Here is a 16623-nt window from a genome sequence, read left to right as displayed (position 1 = left end):
CCTGTATCCGATGGCGGCTGCCACGCCGGAGTTCTTGAGATTGTGTGAAATGTCGGTGCAGGTCACGGGCGGAAGACGGCGCGGACGCAGCCGTCCAGCTTCCGCTTGAACAGCTCGTAGCCCTTCGGTCCGTCGTCCAGGCTCATCGGATGCGTCAGCAGCGCGGAGGCGTCGATCTCGCCCCGGCCCATCCGCTCCAGGATCATCGGGATGTAGCGGTGGCCGTGCTGCTGGGCGCCGCGCATCGTCAGGCCCTTGTTCATCAGCGCGCCCATCGGGAACTTGTCGACCATCCCGACGTACACGCCGAGCACCGACACCGTGCCGCCCTTCCTGCACGCCTGCACCGCCTGGCGCAGCGCGAGACCCCGGTCGGTCTGCAGGCGCACCGCCTGCTTGGCGCGGTCGTAGGCGTACTGGGGGCCGGTGCCGTGGCTCTCCATGCCGACCGCCTCGATGCAGACGTCGGGGCCGCGCCCGCCGGTCAGCTCCTTGAGCGCGTCCAGCACGTCCGTCTGCTCGTAGTCGAGCGGCTCCGCGCCGAGCGCGGCGGCCATGCCGAGCCGCTCGGGGAAGCGGTCGATCGCGATCACCCGCTCGGCGCCCATGCGCAGGGACGCCAGCGCGGCCATCTGGCCCACCCCGCCGCAGCCCCACACGGCCACCACGTCACCGGGGCCGACCTGGCCCAGGTCCGCGCCCATCCATCCCGTCGGGACCGCGTCCGAGGCGAACACCGCGTTCGAGTCCGGGACGTTCTCCGGCACGGGGAAGGCGTTGACGTCGGCGTACGGGACCCGGACGTACTCGGCGTGGCTGCCCGCGAAGCCGCCCATGGCGTGGGAGTAGCCGAAGATGCCGGCACTGGAGTGGCCGTTCAGCTTCTCCTGGAGGCCCGGGTTCGGGTTCGTGTTGTCGCACAGCGACCACAGGCCCTCCTGGCAGTAGTGGCAGCGGCCGCAGCCCAGGATCGAGCACACGGTGACGCGCTCGCCCACCCGGCGGTGCCGTACGTCCTGGCCGACCTCCACCACCTCGCCGACGAACTCGTGGCCCAGCACGTCGCCCTTCAGCATCGCGGGGACGTAGCCGTCCAGCAGGTGCAGGTCGGACCCGCACACCGAGCTGGCCGTCACCCGTACCAGCGCGTCCTGCCGGTTGAGCAGCTTGGGCTCCGGCACGTCCTCGACCGCCACCTCGTTGACGCCCGTCCAGCACAACGCCCGCATCACGCCCTCCTCCTCGGTCCGCACGGCGCGCTCATCGCGCGCGCCTCCGCTGTTCTCCTGGGGGTTTCCTTCGGGCGCACCGGGCGGTCACCGGGCTCCCCTTCGTGTGAGCCGGCGGATCGCCGGGCGGGCGGCGCGGCCGAGCGGGGTGCGGCGGCCCTCCGGCTGTCCCTCCACCACCAGCACCTCGCCGGTCTCCAGGAGCTGCTTGAGCGCCCGTACCTGCTCCCTGGTCGCGCCGTCGGCGGTGCGGACCGCGATCTCGGTGCCCCGGCCGCCCGGCGCCCGCGTGATGCGCACCTCGTGCCGCTCGGCCAGCCGGGCGAGCAGGTCCGGCCGTTCCCTGCCGGTCAGCTCGGCGGGGTCGACCGCGACGGTGACCGCGTACCAGGGGACGGCCCCGGGGTGCCGGTTGCGCAACGCCCGCCTGGCCGCCATCGCGGCCGCCCCCGCCGCGGCCGCGCCCGCCAGGAGCAGCCCCCGCCGCTTCGAGCCGCGGGCGCGGTGGCGGCGCGTGCGCACGGTGATCGTGGATGTGGTTCTCATGGTTGCGCGGCTGCCCGTCACACCCATGGGCAAACCGCCATTCGCCTCGCCCGCCCCCGGCCTCAGGGCCGGTGCGCCGCTCGGCGGGGAAGTCCTTGCTGGGGCTTGTGTTTTCGTGGAGGAGATCGGGGGCAGCCGCCTTACCAGTTGCCCCGGCGTTCCAGCGTGGGGGCAGGCGATCACGGGGGCCTGAGATCGTCCTGCCGGGGCGGCGGCTATGGGGGAGGCCATCGATGGAGACACCGCCGCAGTTCATCAGCGGGCCGGCCAGGTTCCTTGACGACCGCATCGGCGGCGCGAACTTCCTCAAGCGCAACCTGCGCAAGATCTTCCCCGACCACTGGTCGTTCCTGCTGGGCGAGATCGCGCTCTACACGTTCATCATCCTGCTGCTGACCGGCACGTTCCTCACCTTCTGGTACCGCCCCAGCATGGGCCACGTCATCTACGACGGCCCGTACGCGCCGCTGCTCGGCGTGCAGATGTCCGAGGCGTACGCGTCCACGCTGGAGATCAGCTTCGAGGTGCGCGGCGGCCTGCTGATCCGGCAGATCCACCACTGGGCGGCCCTGCTGTTCGTGGCCAGCCTGGTCGTCCACATGCTGCGGGTGTTCTTCACCGGCGCCTACCGCAAGCCGCGCGAGATCAACTGGCTGATCGGCATCGGCCTGTTCACGCTGTCGCTGTTCGAGGGCCTGACCGGCTACTCGCTGCCCGACGACCTGCTGTCGGGTGCCGGGCTGCGGATCACGCAGGGCGTGCTGCAGTCGATCCCGCTGGTCGGCACGTACCTGTCGTTCTTCCTCTTCAACGGCGAGTATCCCGGCGAGACGGTCATCGAACGCTTCTACGCCCTGCACATCCTGCTCATCCCCGGCATCCTGCTCGCGCTCATCACCGCCCACCTCGTCCTGATGTGGGTGCAGAAGCACACCCAGATGCCGGGCAAGGGACGTACGGAGCGGAACGTGGTGGGCGCGCCGCTGCTGCCCGCCTTCATGGCCAAGTCGGGGGCGTACCTGCTGTTCACGCTCGCGGTGGTGTGCGGGCTGGCGACGTTCGCGCAGATCAACCCCATCTGGCTGTTCGGCCCCTACACGCCGGCCGACATCTCCGCCGGTTCCCAGCCCGACTGGTACATGGGCTTCCTGGAGGGCTCGCTGCGCCTCATGCCGCCCTGGGAGGTCAACCTGTTCGGCACCGCCGGCGGGACGCTGCCGCTGAGCGTCCTCATCCCGGCCCTCGTGCCCCTCGGCCTGATCATCACGGGGCTCGTGCTCTTCCCGTTCCTGGAACGATGGGTCACCGGCGACCGGCGCGAGCACCACATCGCCGACCGGCCCCGCAACAACCCGCACCGCACCGCCATCGGCATCTCCGCCATCGCCTTCTACGGGGTGCTGTGGCTGCTCGGCGCCAACGACCTGTTCGCCGCCAACTTCCACATCAGCCTCAACTGGACGACGTACATCGGGCGCGCGCTCATCTTCATCGCCCCCGCGCTGGCGTACTGGATCACCTACCGCATCTGCCTCGGCCTGCAGCGCTCCGACGCCGCCGTGGCCGCGCACGGCGTCGAGTCGGGGGTCATCCAGCGGTTGCCGCACGGGGAGTTCATCGAGGTGCACACGAAACCGTCGGACGACATCGAGGCGCACGTACAGGGCAAGACCCCCGTCCCGATGCTGCCGTCCGCGCCGGACGGGGACGGGGTGCCGCCCGAGGTCGCGCGCGGGCCGCTGGGCCGGCTCAGGGTGAAGATGAGCCGGGCGTACGGGGGCGAGAAGATCCGGCTGAACGCCGGCCACGGGAAGGGGCACGGGGACGGGCACGGTCCTCATGGAGACGGGCACGGGGATGGGCCCGGGGATGGGCACGGGGATGGGCACGGCACCGACCTCGACGACCGTGACAGCCCGCCGCCCGCCAGGACCGGCCCGCCCGAACGGTAGTCCTCCCCGGACACGTCCCGGTGGCCCAGTCTTCGCGGGCCCCGTCTTTGCGCGGGGGTCTCACCGCGGGGCAGGTGACCTGCTGCGGACTGAGGGTAAGTGACGGCGACAGCCTTCTCGCGGGAGGGAAGATGCGCTCCTCGATTTCTCTTGGCCGCATCGCCGGAGTCCGGGTCGGGCTCAACATCAGCGTGCTGGTCATCGTCGTCATCCTGGTCGCAGGGCTGGCGTTCGGGCGGTTCCCGGTCGTCTTCCCCGGCCACTCTCCGGCGATCTACCTGCTGGCCGGGCTGGTCGCCGCCGTCCTGTTCATGGCTTCGCTGCTCGCCCACGAGCTGGCCCACGCGGTGACCGCGCGCCGCCACGGCATCGAGGTGTCGCAGATCACCCTGTGGTTGCTCGGTGGCGTCGCCGAGCTGCGCGGCGAGCCTCGGACGCCGGGCGCCGACCTGAAGATCGCGGTCGTGGGGCCGTTGACGAGTTTCCTGGTCGGCGTGGCGTCGGCGGTCATCGCGGTGCTCGCCGGCGCCGTGACGGGGGTGCCGCTGCTGGCCGGCATCTTCTGGTACCTGGCCGGGGTGAACGTCCTGCTGGCCATCTTCAACCTCATCCCGGCCGCGCCGCTCGACGGCGGGCGGGTGCTGCGGGCCGCCCTGTGGGCGCGCTGGGGCGACCGTACGCGGGCGGCCGTCGCCGCGGCCCGCGCCGGCCGGGTCTTCGGGTACGCGCTCATCGCCCTCGGCTTCCTCCAGGTCGTCACCGGGCTCGGGTTCCAGGGGCTGTGGCTGGCCCTCATCGGCCTGTTCCTGGTGAACGCCGCAACCGCAGAGGAACAGCAGACCCAGCTCGGCAAGGCCCTGTACGGGCTGCGCGTCGGCGACGTCATGTCCGGCAGGCCCGTCACCGCCCACCCCGAGGAGACCGTGGCGGGGCTGATCGACCGGGTGGTCATGCGGCATCGGCTGTCGACGTACCCGCTGGTGGACAGGCTCGGCGTGTTCACCGGGCTGGTCACGCTCAACCGCATCCGCCGGGTGCCTCCCGAGGCCCGCGCGGCCACCCGGCTGGGCGACATCGCCTGCCCGCCGCACGAGGTGCCCCAGGCGCGTCCTGACGAGCCGCTGACGGACCTGCTCGGCCGCATGGACGGCTGCGCGGACGGCCGTGCCGTCGTCCTCGACCCCGACGGGCACCTCGTCGGCCTGATCTCGCCCAGCGACATCAGCCGCGTGGTCGCCACGGCGGGTCTGCGCGCCACGGATCCGTACCTGGGGCCGCGCGGCGCCGACGTCGCCGTGCCGCATCAGCGTCGCGAGGACGACGCCCGCGTCCGTCACCACCACGACGCCACCTGACGCCCTCCCTGCGCACCCCGTCCGGCTTTCTCGGGCGGGGTGCCGCCGTGCTCCGCCGGCAAGGGATCGCGTTCGTCGAACAACGGGGTGCATGCGGGCGGGCCCGGCGCGTGGCCGCACGCGCCGGGCCCGGCCCCCGAGCTCGTCTCCGGTCAGCAGGTGCCGCGGTGGTAGACCCTGAAGACGTTGTTCCAGCCGCCCAGGTGGGCGACGCTGCCCGGCGTGACGCAGTGGTAGGTGTTCGACGAGAGGATGCGGGTCACGAACAGGTTCTCGTTGGCCTGCGAGCAGTTCTTGTACATCGCCTGGCCGTTGTCCCGGTACAGCCCGCACGGGTTGCGCGCGGCCGCTGCCGCCGCCCCGGCCGGCACCGCCGCCGTGCCGCCCGCGAGCAGGATCGCGCCGATCGAGGCGGCGAGGGCCATACGTCGCGCGGTGTTCGTCCTGGTCATGGTGGTTCTCCTTCGTGCTGCCCGCTCCCGCCGGGCGGCGGGAGACGACCGTCAGTGAAGCCGTGGCGGCGAGGTGTCCAACAGGACCCCGGACGGATTCGGCCAGACTCGGACGCGGAGAGTGATGGGTCGTAAACTTTGCGCAAGTATTGGCGGACGAGACAGAGGGGCGATGAGCGCGGATCTGCAAGGTGGCAGGGAGCGTCGCGGCGACTTCGACGCGCCGGCGGCGGTGACCTCGCACGAGGAGCTGGTGAGGCTGCTGGCCGAGGAGTTCGCGCGGGCCGACGCGTCGCTGCGGGAGCTGGAGTCGCGGGCCGGCAAGCTGGGCGGCACCCGCCTGCCCCGCGCCACGTGCGCCGACATGCTGGCCGGGCGGCGGTTCCCGAAGAAGGCGGTGATGCTGGCCTTCTTGCGGGCCTGCCGGGTGCCCGAGGAGCGGTTGCCGGAGTGGGAGCGGGCCTGGGAGCGCGTGCGGGTGGGGCGGTTGCCCGTGACCACGGAGGACGCGGCGCGTGGCGGGACGGCCGCCGCGGTTCCCGGCGAGGCCGGCGCGGCTGCGGGTGCTGTCGGTTCCGGCGGTGGGGATGTCTCCCGCGGCGCGCCGTCCAAGGCGGTCGTGGCCATGGTGCTGGCCACTGCGCTGGCGGCGGTGGTGGCGGCAGGGGTGACCGCGGTGGTCGTCATGGGCCCGCACCGGGTGGATCCGCCGCCGCGCCGTACCGTCGTCGGCCGCATCGTCACCGACGACGGGCGGGCGTTCGGTCCGGGCGGGTGGAGCCGGTTCACGGTGCGGGTCTCCCCGGCCAACACCGGCGTGCGGCTGATCCGCCGCCTCGACGTGGGCGTCCCCCTCCAGCAGGCCACCATCACGGTGAACGGCCTCCCTGCCGGCGCCTGGCCACCGCTCCTCGGCGACGACGTCTACAAGTGGCGCGACCAGGTGGTGGACCTTCCCCCCGAGGTGACCGCCGGCCGCCGCTCCCTCACCGTCGTGAACACGTTCGCCTCGCACAACGACGGCTTCAACGAGTTCCGGTACGACGTCCAGCACCAGGTCGGCGGCCGCTGGTCCACGGCCGACACCCTGGACGTCGGCCCCGCCCACACCGCCGACGAGGCCGCCCACGATTACCGCATCCGGGGCGAGGGCTGGCGCGGCAGCCAGACGTTCGCGTACCCGCCGTCCAAGGAGGACTGGACCGTCCGCTGAACGAGGCCACCCACGCCAGGCGGCTCCACCCCCTTACGGGCTCCCGATCCCCCTCGCTCAGGTGGCCTCGGCGCGCCGGTGGTTCCAGCCCGAACACCCTTCCACAAAGCGCTTCCAGTCGCCTTCTGGGGCCGGATGAGCGTCCTGTTATTGAATGCAATCTGTGGGTTTTGACGGGTTGTTTGGGTTTAAGGAGGTAACTGAGAACATCTGCATGGGTACGTCTGCTTGCGTCTAGGTGTCCCGACAAAAGTGCGGGTGCCGGATTCTGGCCGATTTATCCAGGCAAGGAAACGAGAGCAGTGAATACCAACATTCGCCAAGCGCGCGCGTCTCGTCGCGGACGGTACGCGATGCTGGCCGTGGCCGCCGCCGCCTCCAGCGTCATCTTCCTTCCAGTGGCCCAGGGTGTGGCCTCCGCGAGCGCGGGCTTCCACACCGTTCAGGCCGGCGGCCCGCCCGCCCCGGCGGCGCCGGTGCGCCACGTCACCAAGGTGCGCCACATCCCGAGGGAGAAGCCCATCCTGCACAACCCGCGGTTCCACATGCCGCGGATCAGGGTGATCATTCACAACCGCAACCACAACAAGAACCGCCGCGACCACGAGATGCGCCACCACCGCCACGAGCGGGTCAAGCCGCAGCAGCAGGTCGAGCCCGAGGTCGAGGAAGAAGAGCAGCCGCCGATCGAGGAGGAGATGGAGGAGAACGAGCCCGTGAGGAACGACGGCCGCTGGTGGTGGCCGAACGAGCTGCGCTAATGCGCGAGCGGTGCTCGTACGCACGACAGGGCCGCGGTGCAAGCGGTGGGTACGACGGGACCGCGGGCGCCACGCGCCACGCGGACCCGTCCCCGGCCGCCCGCGCCGCGGCCCTGTCGCGGCATCACGTGAACGGGTTGTCCGACGTGTACGACTTGGTACGGGTGTTGTACTGGTTGCCCGGGTAGAACCAGCCACCGGTCACCTCGAAGCGCACGTTGGCGACGGCGGCGCCGTGGGCGACCTCGGCGGCGTACAGGGTGGTCATCTGGCAGCCTGGCGTGGACGTCGTCCCGGTCGACACCGGCCAGATCTGGGTGCTGCCGTTGACGTACATCCGCAGGTTGGGCGCGGGATAGGCATGCAGCCAGCACAGCCGCACCGCGTAGCGGAACATCGTGTCCCCGTCGTCGAACGCGATCGTGCCCTCCAGCCGGGCCAGCCCGGTGTTGCTGGGATCGGTCGCGTTCAGCTGGATGTAGACGGGCTGGTCGGGCCCGTACGCCGCGTGCGCGGGGGAGAGCGGCAGGAAGGCGGCGGCCAGCGCCGCGACGGCGACCGCCATCGCCCTCACCACGCGCCGGACCGTGGAACGTGCTGCCAAGTCGCACCTCATCTCTTCGAGGGAAAGCTCGGCGCATTATGCGATCACCCATGACCCCCGGTCCACACGCCCACTATTTCCGGTCGTCCCACCACTGGTCACAATTCGTTCCTTTTGTACGCCATCAGCACGGGAAGACCGACGAGCGCATCCGTAATGCGTTGGATGCGGTGAAATTTTCACCCGTCGTTCAGGAATCGTCCGGCGGTCGCCGGTGAATGAAGAACGCTTTCCCAGTAGCCCGAATCTCTGGACGGCGCTGTCACCGGCGGGAGCGCCGACGTCAGGACGAGCCAGGGACGTGCGTCCACGCCCCGGCCCCCGTGGAGGTGGCCGGGGGCGCGCGTCAGGAGAGGCGGTTCGGCGGCGGGATCAGTTCCGTGCGCAGGTCGTGGCTGCCGTCCGGGCGGCGGGCCTCGTAGAAGAGGCGGTGGGTGCCGTCGGGGAGGGGGAGGACCTCCAGGTAGCGGACGTCCGCGACGGGGCCGCCGGTCACCGGCGTCAGGAGGCCCGATGCGCCGGGCAGGGCCAGGCCCGTGCGTTCGCGCCAGTTCTCGGCGGCCGAGGCGCGACCGTCATAGCAGGCACGGCCGTCCGGCAGCACGCTCGTCAGGCGGGCGCCGCGGGCGTCCCAGGCGCCTGGGCGGCCGGTCAGGACCGTGCCGTGCCGGCGCCAGGTCAGGCCGTCCTGGCTGGTCGCGTACGCGGTGCTCATGCGGTCCTCGGCGCCCGGCAGGTCCAGCGGGTGGCAGCAGAGCCACGCCCGCCAGGTCCGGCCGTCGTGGCGGATGACCGGGTCCTTGACGCCGGTGCGCGGGTCGCCCGCGAAGACCGTGCGCACGCCGGCCGTCGCCAGGTCCTCGGGTGCGGCGGCCTCCAGCACGCCGATCCACCAGTGCTTGGTCCCAGGGGTGGCGCAGCTGACGTACAGGCGCCAGCGGCCCGACGGCGTGCGGACCAGGGCGGGGCGCTCCACCATGGCCGCGCGGAACCGGTCGCGGGGCAGCAGCGCGACCGTGGTGAAGCGCTCGCCGTCGGCGGAGCGGGCGATGACGTTGTGGTCCTCGCCGTCGCGGACGCGGTAGGCGAGCACGTACGTGCCGTCGTCGTCCAGCGCGGCGCTCGGCGCGCCGGCCCAGCGCTGCGGCCCTGGACCCGGCGCGGGGACGGCTATCTCGGAGCGGCCCTGGCCGGGCAGGGGGAAGGGCGGGTGGGTGGTGATGGTCATGGTCCTCAGGGTCGCGAAGAACAGGGGCGGCAGGGGAGTGGCAGAAACGCCCATATACCGGAATTTCCTGCCATACTTCGAGGCGTGATCCGGGATGTCGTCGCCGTGGTCGGAGACGTGGCCGCCACGTTCGAGCTGGGGATCGTCTGCCAGGTGTTCGGCCTCGACCGCGCCGGCGACGGGCTGCCCGTCCACGACTTCGCGCTCTGCGCGCCGGAGCCCGGCATGGTCCCGACGACGTCGGGGTTCGCCGTGCGGGTCGAGCACGGGCTCGATCGCGTCGCCCGCGCCGACCTGGTGACCGTGCCCGCCTGGCCGGCGCTCACCGCACCCGTGCCGGAGCCGCTGCTGGACGCCCTGCGCGCGGCGGCGGACCGCGGCGCGCGGGTGCTGACCGTCTGCACCGGCGCCTTCCTCGCCGCCGCCGCGGGGCTGCTCGACGGGCGGCGGGCCACCACGCACTGGCAGTTCGCCGGGCTGCTCGCCCGCACCTACCCGCGCGTCCAGGTCGAGCCGGACATCCTGTACGTCTCCGACGGCCCCGTGCTCAGCAGCGCGGGGGCGGCGGCCGGGATCGACGCCTGCCTGCACCTCATGAGGACGGAGTACGGCGCCGCCACGGCCAACGCCCTGGCCAGGCGCCTCGTGGTGCCCGCGCACCGCTCCGGCGGCCAGGCCCAGTACGTCGAGGCGCCCATGCCGCCGCCGCGCACGCCGTACGAGCTGTCGGAGCTGCTCGACTGGATGCTGCGGCACCTCGACGAGCCGCTCACCGTGGACGCGCTCGCGGCGCGCGCCGCCATGTCGCCGCGGACGTTCGCCCGCCGGTTCAAGGCACTGACCGGCACCACGCCGCACCGCTGGCTGCTGGAGCATCGCTTGCAGCTCGCCGAAGAGCTGCTGGAGACCACCGACCTGAGCGTGGACGCGGTGGCGGCGCGGGCCGGGTTCGGCGGCGCCGACACCCTGCGGCACCACTTCGCCGCCCGCCGCGGCATCACACCCGCCGCCTACCGCCGCGCCTTCCGCCGCATTTCCTGATGCCGGCGGCCGCCCCGGCTCCTTCCTGCGCGGACGGCCGTTTTCCCGCGGCCCGCGCGTCGGCGGCCCTCCTCGCGTACCCTTATTCGTACGCGTACGAAAATTGAAAGGGAGCGCGATGACCGCCATCGACTCCGCGCCGCCGACGACGCGGCGCGAACGCGTCCGTGACCCCGCGGACGACACGAGCATGACCACTCTGCTGCGCCCGCACCTCCCGGCCTTCGCCGCCGTCGTGACCCTCCAGATCGCCGGCGCGCTGGCCGGTCTGGCGCCGCTGCTCGCGGTCGTCGAGCTGGGCCGCACCCTGCTCGCGCCCGGCCCGGCCGACCCCGGCCACGTGCGGACGGTCGTGATCGCGGGCGCCGCCGGACTGCTGGCCCGGCTCGTGTGCACCGCCGCCTCGTCGGGGCTCGGGCACGTCCTCGACGCCGACGTGCAGCTCGCGCTGCGCCGGAGGCTCGCCGCGCGGCTCGGCCGGGCGCCGATCGGCTGGCTGTCCCGCCGCAGCACCGGCGAGCTGGCCAAGGTCGCAGGCGAGGACGTCAGCGCCGTGCACCCGCTCATCGCCCACGCCCCGGGCGAGCTGGTGGCGGCGTTCGTGGTGCCGGCCGCGTCGCTGGTCTACCTGCTCACGATCGACTGGCGGCTCACGCTCGTCACGCTGATCCCGGTCGTGCTCGCCCTCGCGCTGGTGCCGCTGCTCATGCTGCCCGCCAGAGCGCGCGAGCAGGAGGAGTACGACGCGGCGATGGGGCGCATCGCGGGCTCCGTGGTCGAGTTCGTGCAGGGGATCGCGGTGGTGAAGGCGTTCGGCGGGTCGGGGCGCGCCCACCGCGCGTTCCTCGTGGCCGTGGACGACTTCATCGCCACCTTCGTGCGCTGGGTGCGCGGCATGTCGCTGGTCGCCGCCGGGATGCAGCTCGCGCTGTCGCCGCCGTTCGTGCTGCTGGTCGTGCTGACCGGCGGCGCCGCGCTCATCTCAGGGGGCGGCCTGGCCCCGGCCGACCTGCTGCCGTTCCTGCTGCTCGGGCTGGGGCTGACCGCTCCTGTGGCGGCGCTCGGCCACGGCTTCGACGACCTGACCGCCGCGGGCCGCGCGCTCGGCCGGATCAAGGACGTGCTCGCAGTACGCCCCCTGCCCGAGCCCGCCACCCCCGTCACGCCGCACGGGCACCGGGTGGAGCTGCGCGGCGTGCGCTTCGGCTACGAGCCGGGCCACGAGGTGCTGCGCGGCGTCGACCTGGTGCTGGAGCCCGGCACCACGACCGCCGTGGTGGGCCCGTCGGGCGGCGGGAAGTCCACGCTGGTCCGGCTGCTGCCGCGGTTCTTCGACCCGGAGCACGGCGCGGTCCTGCTGGGCGGCGCCGACCTGCGCGACATCGGCGCGGACGAGCTCTACCGGCGGGTCGCGTTCGTCTTCCAGGACGTGCGGCTGCTGCGCGCGCCGGTCGCCGACAACATCGCGCTCGCGGTGCCGTACGCGAGCCGCGACGCCGTCGTCCGCGCCGCCCGGCTGGCCGGCATCCACGACCGGGTCATGGAGCTGCCGCGCGGCTACGACACCGTGATCGGCGAGGAGGCGCGGCTGTCGGGCGGCGAGGCGCAGCGCGTCGCGCTCGCCCGCGCGCTGCTGGCCGACGCGCCCGTCCTGGTGCTCGACGAGGCCACCTCCTTCGCCGACCCGCAGACCGAGCAGGCGGTGCGCCGCGCGCTCGCCGGCCTCGGCGGCGACAGGACGATCCTGGTCATCGCCCACCGCCAGGAGACCGTGGCCGGCGCCGACACCGTCGTCCTGCTGGAGGACGGCGTGATCGCCGAGCGGGGAGCGCCCGCCGAGCTGCTGGAGCGCGGCGGCAGGTTCGCCGCCTTCTGGCACGCCCAGAATCCCACGCGCCAAGAGGAGGAGCTGCGATGATCACCACGCTGCTGCGGGTGCTGGGCGACGCCTACGCCCGCCCGATGCGCCGCACCCTGGCCCTGATGACGGTGGCCGCCGTCGCGGAGGGCCTGGCGTACGCGCTGCTCGTCCCCGTCCTGCGGGCGCTGCTCGGAGGCGAGCCGGCCACGGCCTGGCTGGTCGCGTTCGGCGCGGCGGTGGCCGGGTACGCCGTGCTGCGCTACGCCGCCGACCTGTCCGGCATGCGCGTCGGCACCACCCTGCTGCGCGGCATGTACCACCGCCTCGGGGAGCACCTGGCCAGGCTGCCCATCGGCTGGTACGACACCACCCGCGTCGGAGAGGTCTCCGTCATGGCGGGCCGCGGCCTGCTCCAGGCGATGGGCGTGGCCGCGCACCTGCTGGGGCCGTTCGTCTCCGCGCTGGTGACGCCGCTGACGATCGTGGCCGTGATGACCGCGTACGACTGGCGGATGGGCCTGGCCGCGCTGGCCGCGGGGCCCGCCGTCGCGGTGGTGCAGGCCCGGGCCGCCCGCGCGACGGCGGCCGCCGACGCCGACCGGCATGAGCGCGGCAAGGAGGCCACCGGCCGGGTCATCGAGTTCCTCCAGGCCCAGCCCGTGCTGCGGGCGGGCGGCCGGAGCGGTGAGCGGTTCGCGCTGCTCGACGACGCGCTGGGGGGCGTGCGGCGGGCCTCCCGCGCCACGGTGCTGGCCACGGTGCCCGCCGCCGTGGGCCTGACGCTCACCGTGCAGGTGGTCTTCACCGCGCTGCTGGCACTCGGCGCCTACCTGGCGCTGGGCGGGAGCATCGGCGCCGCCGAGCTGCTGGCGATCCTGGTGCTCGCGGCCCGCTGCGCCGACCCGCTGCTGTCGCTGTCGGAGATCGGGGGCAAGCTGCGCGCCGCGCGCGCCGAGCTGGACCGGCTTGACGCCGTGCTGCGCACCGAGCCGCTCCCCGAGCCCGCGACGCCGGTCCTCCCCGACCGGCATGACCTGGAGCTCGACGCGGTCACCTTCCGGCACGGCGACCGCACGGTGCTGGACGGCGTGTCGCTGACCGTGGCGCAGGGCGAGCGGCTCGCCGTGGTCGGGCCGTCGGGCGCGGGCAAGAGCACGCTGCTGCACCTGCTCGCCCGCTTCTACGACGTGGACGCGGGCGCCGTGAGGGTCGGCGGCGTGGACGTGCGCGACATCGGCGCCGAGGCCCTCATGTCCCGCGTCGCCATCGTCTTCCAGGACGTCTACCTCTTCGACGGCACCATCGAGGAGAACGTCAGGCTCGGCCGCCCCGGCGCCACCGACGCCGAGGTCAGGGCCGCGGCGCGGGCGGCCCGGCTGGACGAGGTCGTCGAACGCCTGCCCGGGGGGTGGTCGGCGCACGTCGGCGAGGGCGGCGCGCTGCTGTCCGGCGGCGAGCGCCAGCGCGTCTCGATCGCGCGGGCGCTGCTCAAGGACGCCCCCATCGTGCTGCTCGACGAGGTGACCTCCGCGCTCGACCCGGTCAGCGAGGCCGCCGTGCACGCGGGCATCGAGCGGCTGATGGCGGGCCGCACGGTGGTGATGGTCGCGCACCGCATGCGGACGGTCCGGCGGGCCGACCGCATCGTGGTCCTCGACGGTGGCCGGGTGGCGGAGGAAGGCGGTCACGACGAGCTGGTGCGCCTGGGCGGCCGGTACGCCGCGTTCTGGGCGGTCAGCGCAGCAGACCGTCGATGAGCGCCGCCAGCGCCTCCCGGTGCGTGTCGCGGGCGTTGAGCTCGGCCCAGCGCCCGGCCAGCGCCGCCAGCCTCGGGTGCGTGCCGCCGCGCATCCCGGCGACCACCCTGTCCTCGTAGGCGGGGACGCCGGCCCGGCGGCGCGCGCCCTTCACCCGGATCGTCAGGTCACCGACGATGTAGAACCAGATGGACCGGTAGACGAACAGCGCGCGCTCCGGCGGGTTGCCGCACGCGACGGCGGCGTCGATCATCTCCTCGACGAACCACAGCGCGGAGGGCGCGATGAGGTCGCCGCCCGCCAGCACCTCGACGATCCACAGCCGCTCGGCGAGCTCCTCGTACAGCAGGGCCGCCACCGCCAGCAGCCGCTCGCGCGGATCCTCCGGCAGCTCGGGGCGGGGCAGGGCCTTGGCCTGCTCCTCCATCAGGAGCAGCAGCAGCTCGTCCTTGTCGCGTACGTGGTAGTAGAGCGTCATCGGCGCGCTGCCCAGCTCCTGGGCCAGCCGGCGCATCGACAGCTTCTCCGGGCCCTCCGAGCGCAGGATGCGGTCGGCCGCCGCCAGGATCGCCTCGAGAGTGAGGCGCGGCGGGCGGCCGACGCCCTTCGCGCGGTCCTGTGCCATGGTCACCAGCCTATGGGGGGCCGTCCCGCCCGTCGCACGGGCGTTGACCCGACGGTGTGCGTCCCTTTACCGTGGCTCTGCAAACCGATTTGCATCGCTGGGGGACACCACCACCGAAAGGCGAAGAGTTGAGCAAGCTGCGCGTCGGCGTCATCGGGCTGGGCGAGGTCGCCCAGGTCATCCACCTGCCCGTCCTCGAATCGCTGCCCGACCGCTACGAGCTCGCCGCGATCTGCGACATCTCGCCCGGCCTGCTGGAGCGGATGGGCGAACGCCACCGGGTCGGGCGCCGCCACACCGACTACCGGGAGATGATCGCCGCCGGCGGCCTCGACTGCGTGATCGTGCTGAACAGCGACGAATACCACGCCGACTGCACGATCGCGGCGCTCGACGCGGGCCTCGACGTGCTCGTCGAGAAGCCGATGTGCCTCAGCCCCCGCGAGGCCCAGGACGTCATCGCCGCCCGCGACCGGTCGGGCAGGACCGTGATGGTCGCCTACATGCGGCGCTTCGCCCCGGCGTTCACCGAGGCGGTCGAGCGGCTGCCCGAGCTGGGCCCGATCCGCTACGCCCGGGTGCACGACGTGATCGGCGAGAACCGGCTCATCGTCGACCAGACCTCCTACGTCGACCGCCCGGACGACGTCCCCCAGGAGGCGATCGACGACAAGTGGGCGCGCAGGTCCGCGCTGGTGAAGGAGGCGATCGGGGACGTCCCGCAGGAGCTGGAGTGGACGTACGGGCTGCTGTGCGGCCTCGGCAGCCATGACCTGTCGGCCATGCGCGAGCTGCTCGGCCGCCCCGAGGAGGTCTCGGCGGCCAAGATGTGGCGCAGCGGCGGCTACGTCGTCGCCCTGCTCGACTACGGCGACTTCGTCGTCACGTACGAGACGGGCGTGGACCAGCAGCTGCGCTACGACACCTACATCGAGGTGTACGGCGCGAGCGGCACGATGAAGGTGCGCTACGACACCCCGTACGTGCGGCACTTCCCGACGACGCTGCATCTGGAGCTGACCGACGGCGACTCCTACGAGCGCTCGGTGCGCCGCCCGCACCTCAAGGACCCCTACACCTATGAGCTCGAGTACTTCCACGAGGTCGTCACCGCCGGCGCGACGCCGAAGACGACCCCCGAGGACTACCTGCAGGACATGGAGCTCTTCATCGACATCATCCGGGCCCTGGACAAGAGCTGACCCCATAACTGGAACCCCCAGGAAAGGCGCCACCGCGATGACCGAGACCCTGACCGACGCCGACGTCGCCTTCTTCCGCGCGAACGGCTACCTGCTGCCCCGCCGGCAGCTGCTCACCGAGGAGCGCCTGGCCCGGCTCGAACTGATCTTCAACGAGCACCTGAGCGCCAAGGGCGACAAGCTCTCCGACGAGCTCGACACCCCGCACTACCGCGACGACCGGCTGCTGGACTTCCTGCTCTCCGACGAGGTGCTCGACTGGATAGAACCGCTCATCGGACCCGACATCGCGCTGTGGTCGAGCCACTTCATCTCGAAGGACCCCTTCACCGGCCGGGCGACCCCCTGGCACGAGGACAGCGCGTTCTGGGAGGGCCGTTTCGATAAGTACGACAGCATCGTCACGATCTGGCTGGCGCTGGAGGAGGGCTCGTTCAAGGAGAACGGCTGCATGCGCGTCATCCCCGGCTCGCACCTCAACGGCGGCTTCTCCGACGGCTACCGGCCGACCGACATGACCGAGCAGACCTTCCACGCCGAGCTGTCGGGCGTGGACGAGTCGAAGGCCGTCTCCTTCGAGCTGAAGCGCGGCGAGTTCTCCATGCACGACGGCCGCATCGTGCACGGCGCCCGCGCCAACACCAGCGCCACCCGCCGCACCGGCTACACCATGCGCTACTTCCCGAGCTCGGTGAGGATGCAGGACGTCCCGCAGAACGAGGGCTGGAAGATCTGGCTGGCCAGGGGACGTGACCTGGCCGGCAACGACTACGCCAACGTCCCGGCCGGCCGGTGAG

The 16623-nt window shown here is 72.6% G+C and carries 15 protein-coding genes; 9 read left to right on the top strand and 6 right to left on the bottom strand.

Annotated elements, in window-relative coordinates; genetic code table 11:
• Window positions 1-62: 62 nt before the first annotated feature.
• Both ABZW11_RS17720 and ABZW11_RS17715 read right to left on the bottom strand, forming a co-directional pair.
• Window positions 63-1253 carry a zinc-dependent alcohol dehydrogenase gene (locus tag ABZW11_RS17720; RefSeq protein ID WP_355418194.1) on the bottom strand — a complete coding sequence of 397 codons (1191 nt, stop codon included), beginning with the start codon at window positions 1251-1253 and terminating at the stop codon, window positions 63-65.
• 63 nt (window positions 1254-1316) lie between these two features.
• On the bottom strand, window positions 1317-1775 hold the full coding sequence (locus ABZW11_RS17715; RefSeq protein WP_355418191.1) for a hypothetical protein: 459 nt from the start codon (window positions 1773-1775) through the stop codon (window positions 1317-1319).
• A gap of 233 nt (window positions 1776-2008) precedes the next feature.
• On the opposite strand from ABZW11_RS17715, the gene ABZW11_RS17710 reads away from it, so the two are divergent.
• The gene (locus ABZW11_RS17710) at window positions 2009-3727 is read left to right on the top strand and encodes a ubiquinol-cytochrome c reductase cytochrome b subunit (RefSeq protein WP_355418188.1); all 1719 of its coding nucleotides are present in this window, start codon (window positions 2009-2011) and stop codon (window positions 3725-3727) included.
• A 131-nt stretch (window positions 3728-3858) separates the two neighbouring features.
• Window positions 3859-5082 (top strand): site-2 protease family protein, encoded by a 1224-nt coding sequence (locus tag ABZW11_RS17705; RefSeq protein ID WP_355418185.1) that lies wholly within the window; start codon window positions 3859-3861, stop codon window positions 5080-5082.
• Between the two features lie 152 nt (window positions 5083-5234).
• Here the strand turns inward: ABZW11_RS17705 and ABZW11_RS17700 are convergent, their stop codons facing one another.
• On the bottom strand, window positions 5235-5534 hold the full coding sequence (locus ABZW11_RS17700; RefSeq protein ID WP_355418182.1) for a DUF6355 family natural product biosynthesis protein: 300 nt from the start codon (window positions 5532-5534) through the stop codon (window positions 5235-5237).
• Window positions 5535-5706: 172 nt separating this feature from the next.
• Between ABZW11_RS17700 and ABZW11_RS17695 the strand changes: the two genes are divergently transcribed.
• Window positions 5707-6747, top strand: coding sequence for a hypothetical protein (locus ABZW11_RS17695; RefSeq protein WP_355418179.1), 1041 nt, complete (start codon window positions 5707-5709; stop codon window positions 6745-6747).
• Between the two features lie 353 nt (window positions 6748-7100).
• Window positions 7101-7508: a hypothetical protein gene (locus ABZW11_RS17690; protein WP_355418176.1), complete on the top strand. Its 408-nt coding sequence runs from the start codon at window positions 7101-7103 to the stop codon at window positions 7506-7508.
• A gap of 124 nt (window positions 7509-7632) precedes the next feature.
• Here the strand turns inward: ABZW11_RS17690 and ABZW11_RS17685 are convergent, their stop codons facing one another.
• Window positions 7633-8085 (bottom strand): hypothetical protein, encoded by a 453-nt coding sequence (locus ABZW11_RS17685; protein WP_355418173.1) that lies wholly within the window; start codon window positions 8083-8085, stop codon window positions 7633-7635.
• Between the two features lie 373 nt (window positions 8086-8458).
• Window positions 8459-9340 carry a hypothetical protein gene (locus ABZW11_RS17680; protein ID WP_355418170.1) on the bottom strand — a complete coding sequence of 294 codons (882 nt, stop codon included), beginning with the start codon at window positions 9338-9340 and terminating at the stop codon, window positions 8459-8461.
• Window positions 9341-9424: 84 nt separating this feature from the next.
• Between ABZW11_RS17680 and ABZW11_RS17675 the strand changes: the two genes are divergently transcribed.
• The 3 genes from ABZW11_RS17675 to ABZW11_RS17665 all read left to right on the top strand — a co-directional run bounded on the left by ABZW11_RS17675 (window position 9425) and on the right by ABZW11_RS17665 (window position 13999).
• Complete coding sequence (locus ABZW11_RS17675) at window positions 9425-10381, top strand: helix-turn-helix domain-containing protein (protein ID WP_355418167.1); 957 nt, start codon at window positions 9425-9427, stop codon at window positions 10379-10381.
• A gap of 118 nt (window positions 10382-10499) precedes the next feature.
• Window positions 10500-12299 carry an ABC transporter ATP-binding protein gene (locus ABZW11_RS17670; RefSeq protein ID WP_355418164.1) on the top strand — a complete coding sequence of 600 codons (1800 nt, stop codon included), beginning with the start codon at window positions 10500-10502 and terminating at the stop codon, window positions 12297-12299.
• Window positions 12296-13999, top strand: coding sequence for an ABC transporter ATP-binding protein (locus tag ABZW11_RS17665; RefSeq protein ID WP_355418161.1), 1704 nt, complete (start codon window positions 12296-12298; stop codon window positions 13997-13999). The genes ABZW11_RS17670 and ABZW11_RS17665 overlap by 4 nt, the downstream gene beginning before the upstream one ends.
• On the opposite strand, the gene ABZW11_RS17660 is transcribed toward ABZW11_RS17665, so the two are convergent.
• The gene (locus tag ABZW11_RS17660; protein WP_355418158.1) at window positions 13977-14624 is read right to left on the bottom strand and encodes a helix-turn-helix domain-containing protein; all 648 of its coding nucleotides are present in this window, start codon (window positions 14622-14624) and stop codon (window positions 13977-13979) included. The two genes, ABZW11_RS17665 and ABZW11_RS17660, sit on opposite strands and share 23 nt — an antisense overlap.
• Window positions 14625-14752: 128 nt before the next feature.
• Between ABZW11_RS17660 and ABZW11_RS17655 the strand changes: the two genes are divergently transcribed.
• On the top strand, window positions 14753-15826 hold the full coding sequence (locus tag ABZW11_RS17655) for a Gfo/Idh/MocA family oxidoreductase (RefSeq protein WP_355418155.1): 1074 nt from the start codon (window positions 14753-14755) through the stop codon (window positions 15824-15826).
• Window positions 15827-15863: 37 nt separating this feature from the next.
• A complete protein-coding gene (locus ABZW11_RS17650) occupies window positions 15864-16622 on the top strand; it encodes a phytanoyl-CoA dioxygenase family protein (RefSeq protein WP_355418152.1) in 759 nt (252 codons plus the stop codon).
• Window position 16623 lies beyond the last annotated feature (1 nt).

The sequence above is a fragment of the Nonomuraea sp. NPDC004580 genome, from assembly GCF_040609855.1.
GTDB lineage: Bacteria > Actinomycetota > Actinomycetes > Streptosporangiales > Streptosporangiaceae > Nonomuraea > Nonomuraea salmonea.
This window is presented reverse-complemented; position numbering and strand designations above follow the sequence as displayed.

Excerpts from the sequence above, each read along its gene's own strand:
- ABZW11_RS17715 (WP_355418191.1), bottom strand. The coding sequence starts at position 1,775 with ATGAGAACCACATCCACGATCACCGTGCGCACGCGCCGCCACCGCGCC.
- ABZW11_RS17710 (WP_355418188.1), top strand. The coding sequence starts at position 2,009 with ATGGAGACACCGCCGCAGTTCATCAGCGGGCCGGCCAGGTTCCTTGAC.
- ABZW11_RS17705 (WP_355418185.1), top strand. The coding sequence starts at position 3,859 with ATGCGCTCCTCGATTTCTCTTGGCCGCATCGCCGGAGTCCGGGTCGGG.
- ABZW11_RS17700 (WP_355418182.1), bottom strand. The coding sequence starts at position 5,534 with ATGACCAGGACGAACACCGCGCGACGTATGGCCCTCGCCGCCTCGATC.
- ABZW11_RS17695 (WP_355418179.1), top strand. The coding sequence starts at position 5,707 with ATGAGCGCGGATCTGCAAGGTGGCAGGGAGCGTCGCGGCGACTTCGAC.
- ABZW11_RS17690 (WP_355418176.1), top strand. The coding sequence starts at position 7,101 with ATGCTGGCCGTGGCCGCCGCCGCCTCCAGCGTCATCTTCCTTCCAGTG.
- ABZW11_RS17680 (WP_355418170.1), bottom strand. The coding sequence starts at position 9,340 with ATGACCATCACCACCCACCCGCCCTTCCCCCTGCCCGGCCAGGGCCGC.
- ABZW11_RS17670 (WP_355418164.1), top strand. The coding sequence starts at position 10,500 with ATGACCGCCATCGACTCCGCGCCGCCGACGACGCGGCGCGAACGCGTC.
- ABZW11_RS17665 (WP_355418161.1), top strand. The coding sequence starts at position 12,296 with ATGATCACCACGCTGCTGCGGGTGCTGGGCGACGCCTACGCCCGCCCG.
- ABZW11_RS17660 (WP_355418158.1), bottom strand. The coding sequence starts at position 14,624 with ATGGCACAGGACCGCGCGAAGGGCGTCGGCCGCCCGCCGCGCCTCACT.
- ABZW11_RS17650 (WP_355418152.1), top strand. The coding sequence starts at position 15,864 with ATGACCGAGACCCTGACCGACGCCGACGTCGCCTTCTTCCGCGCGAAC.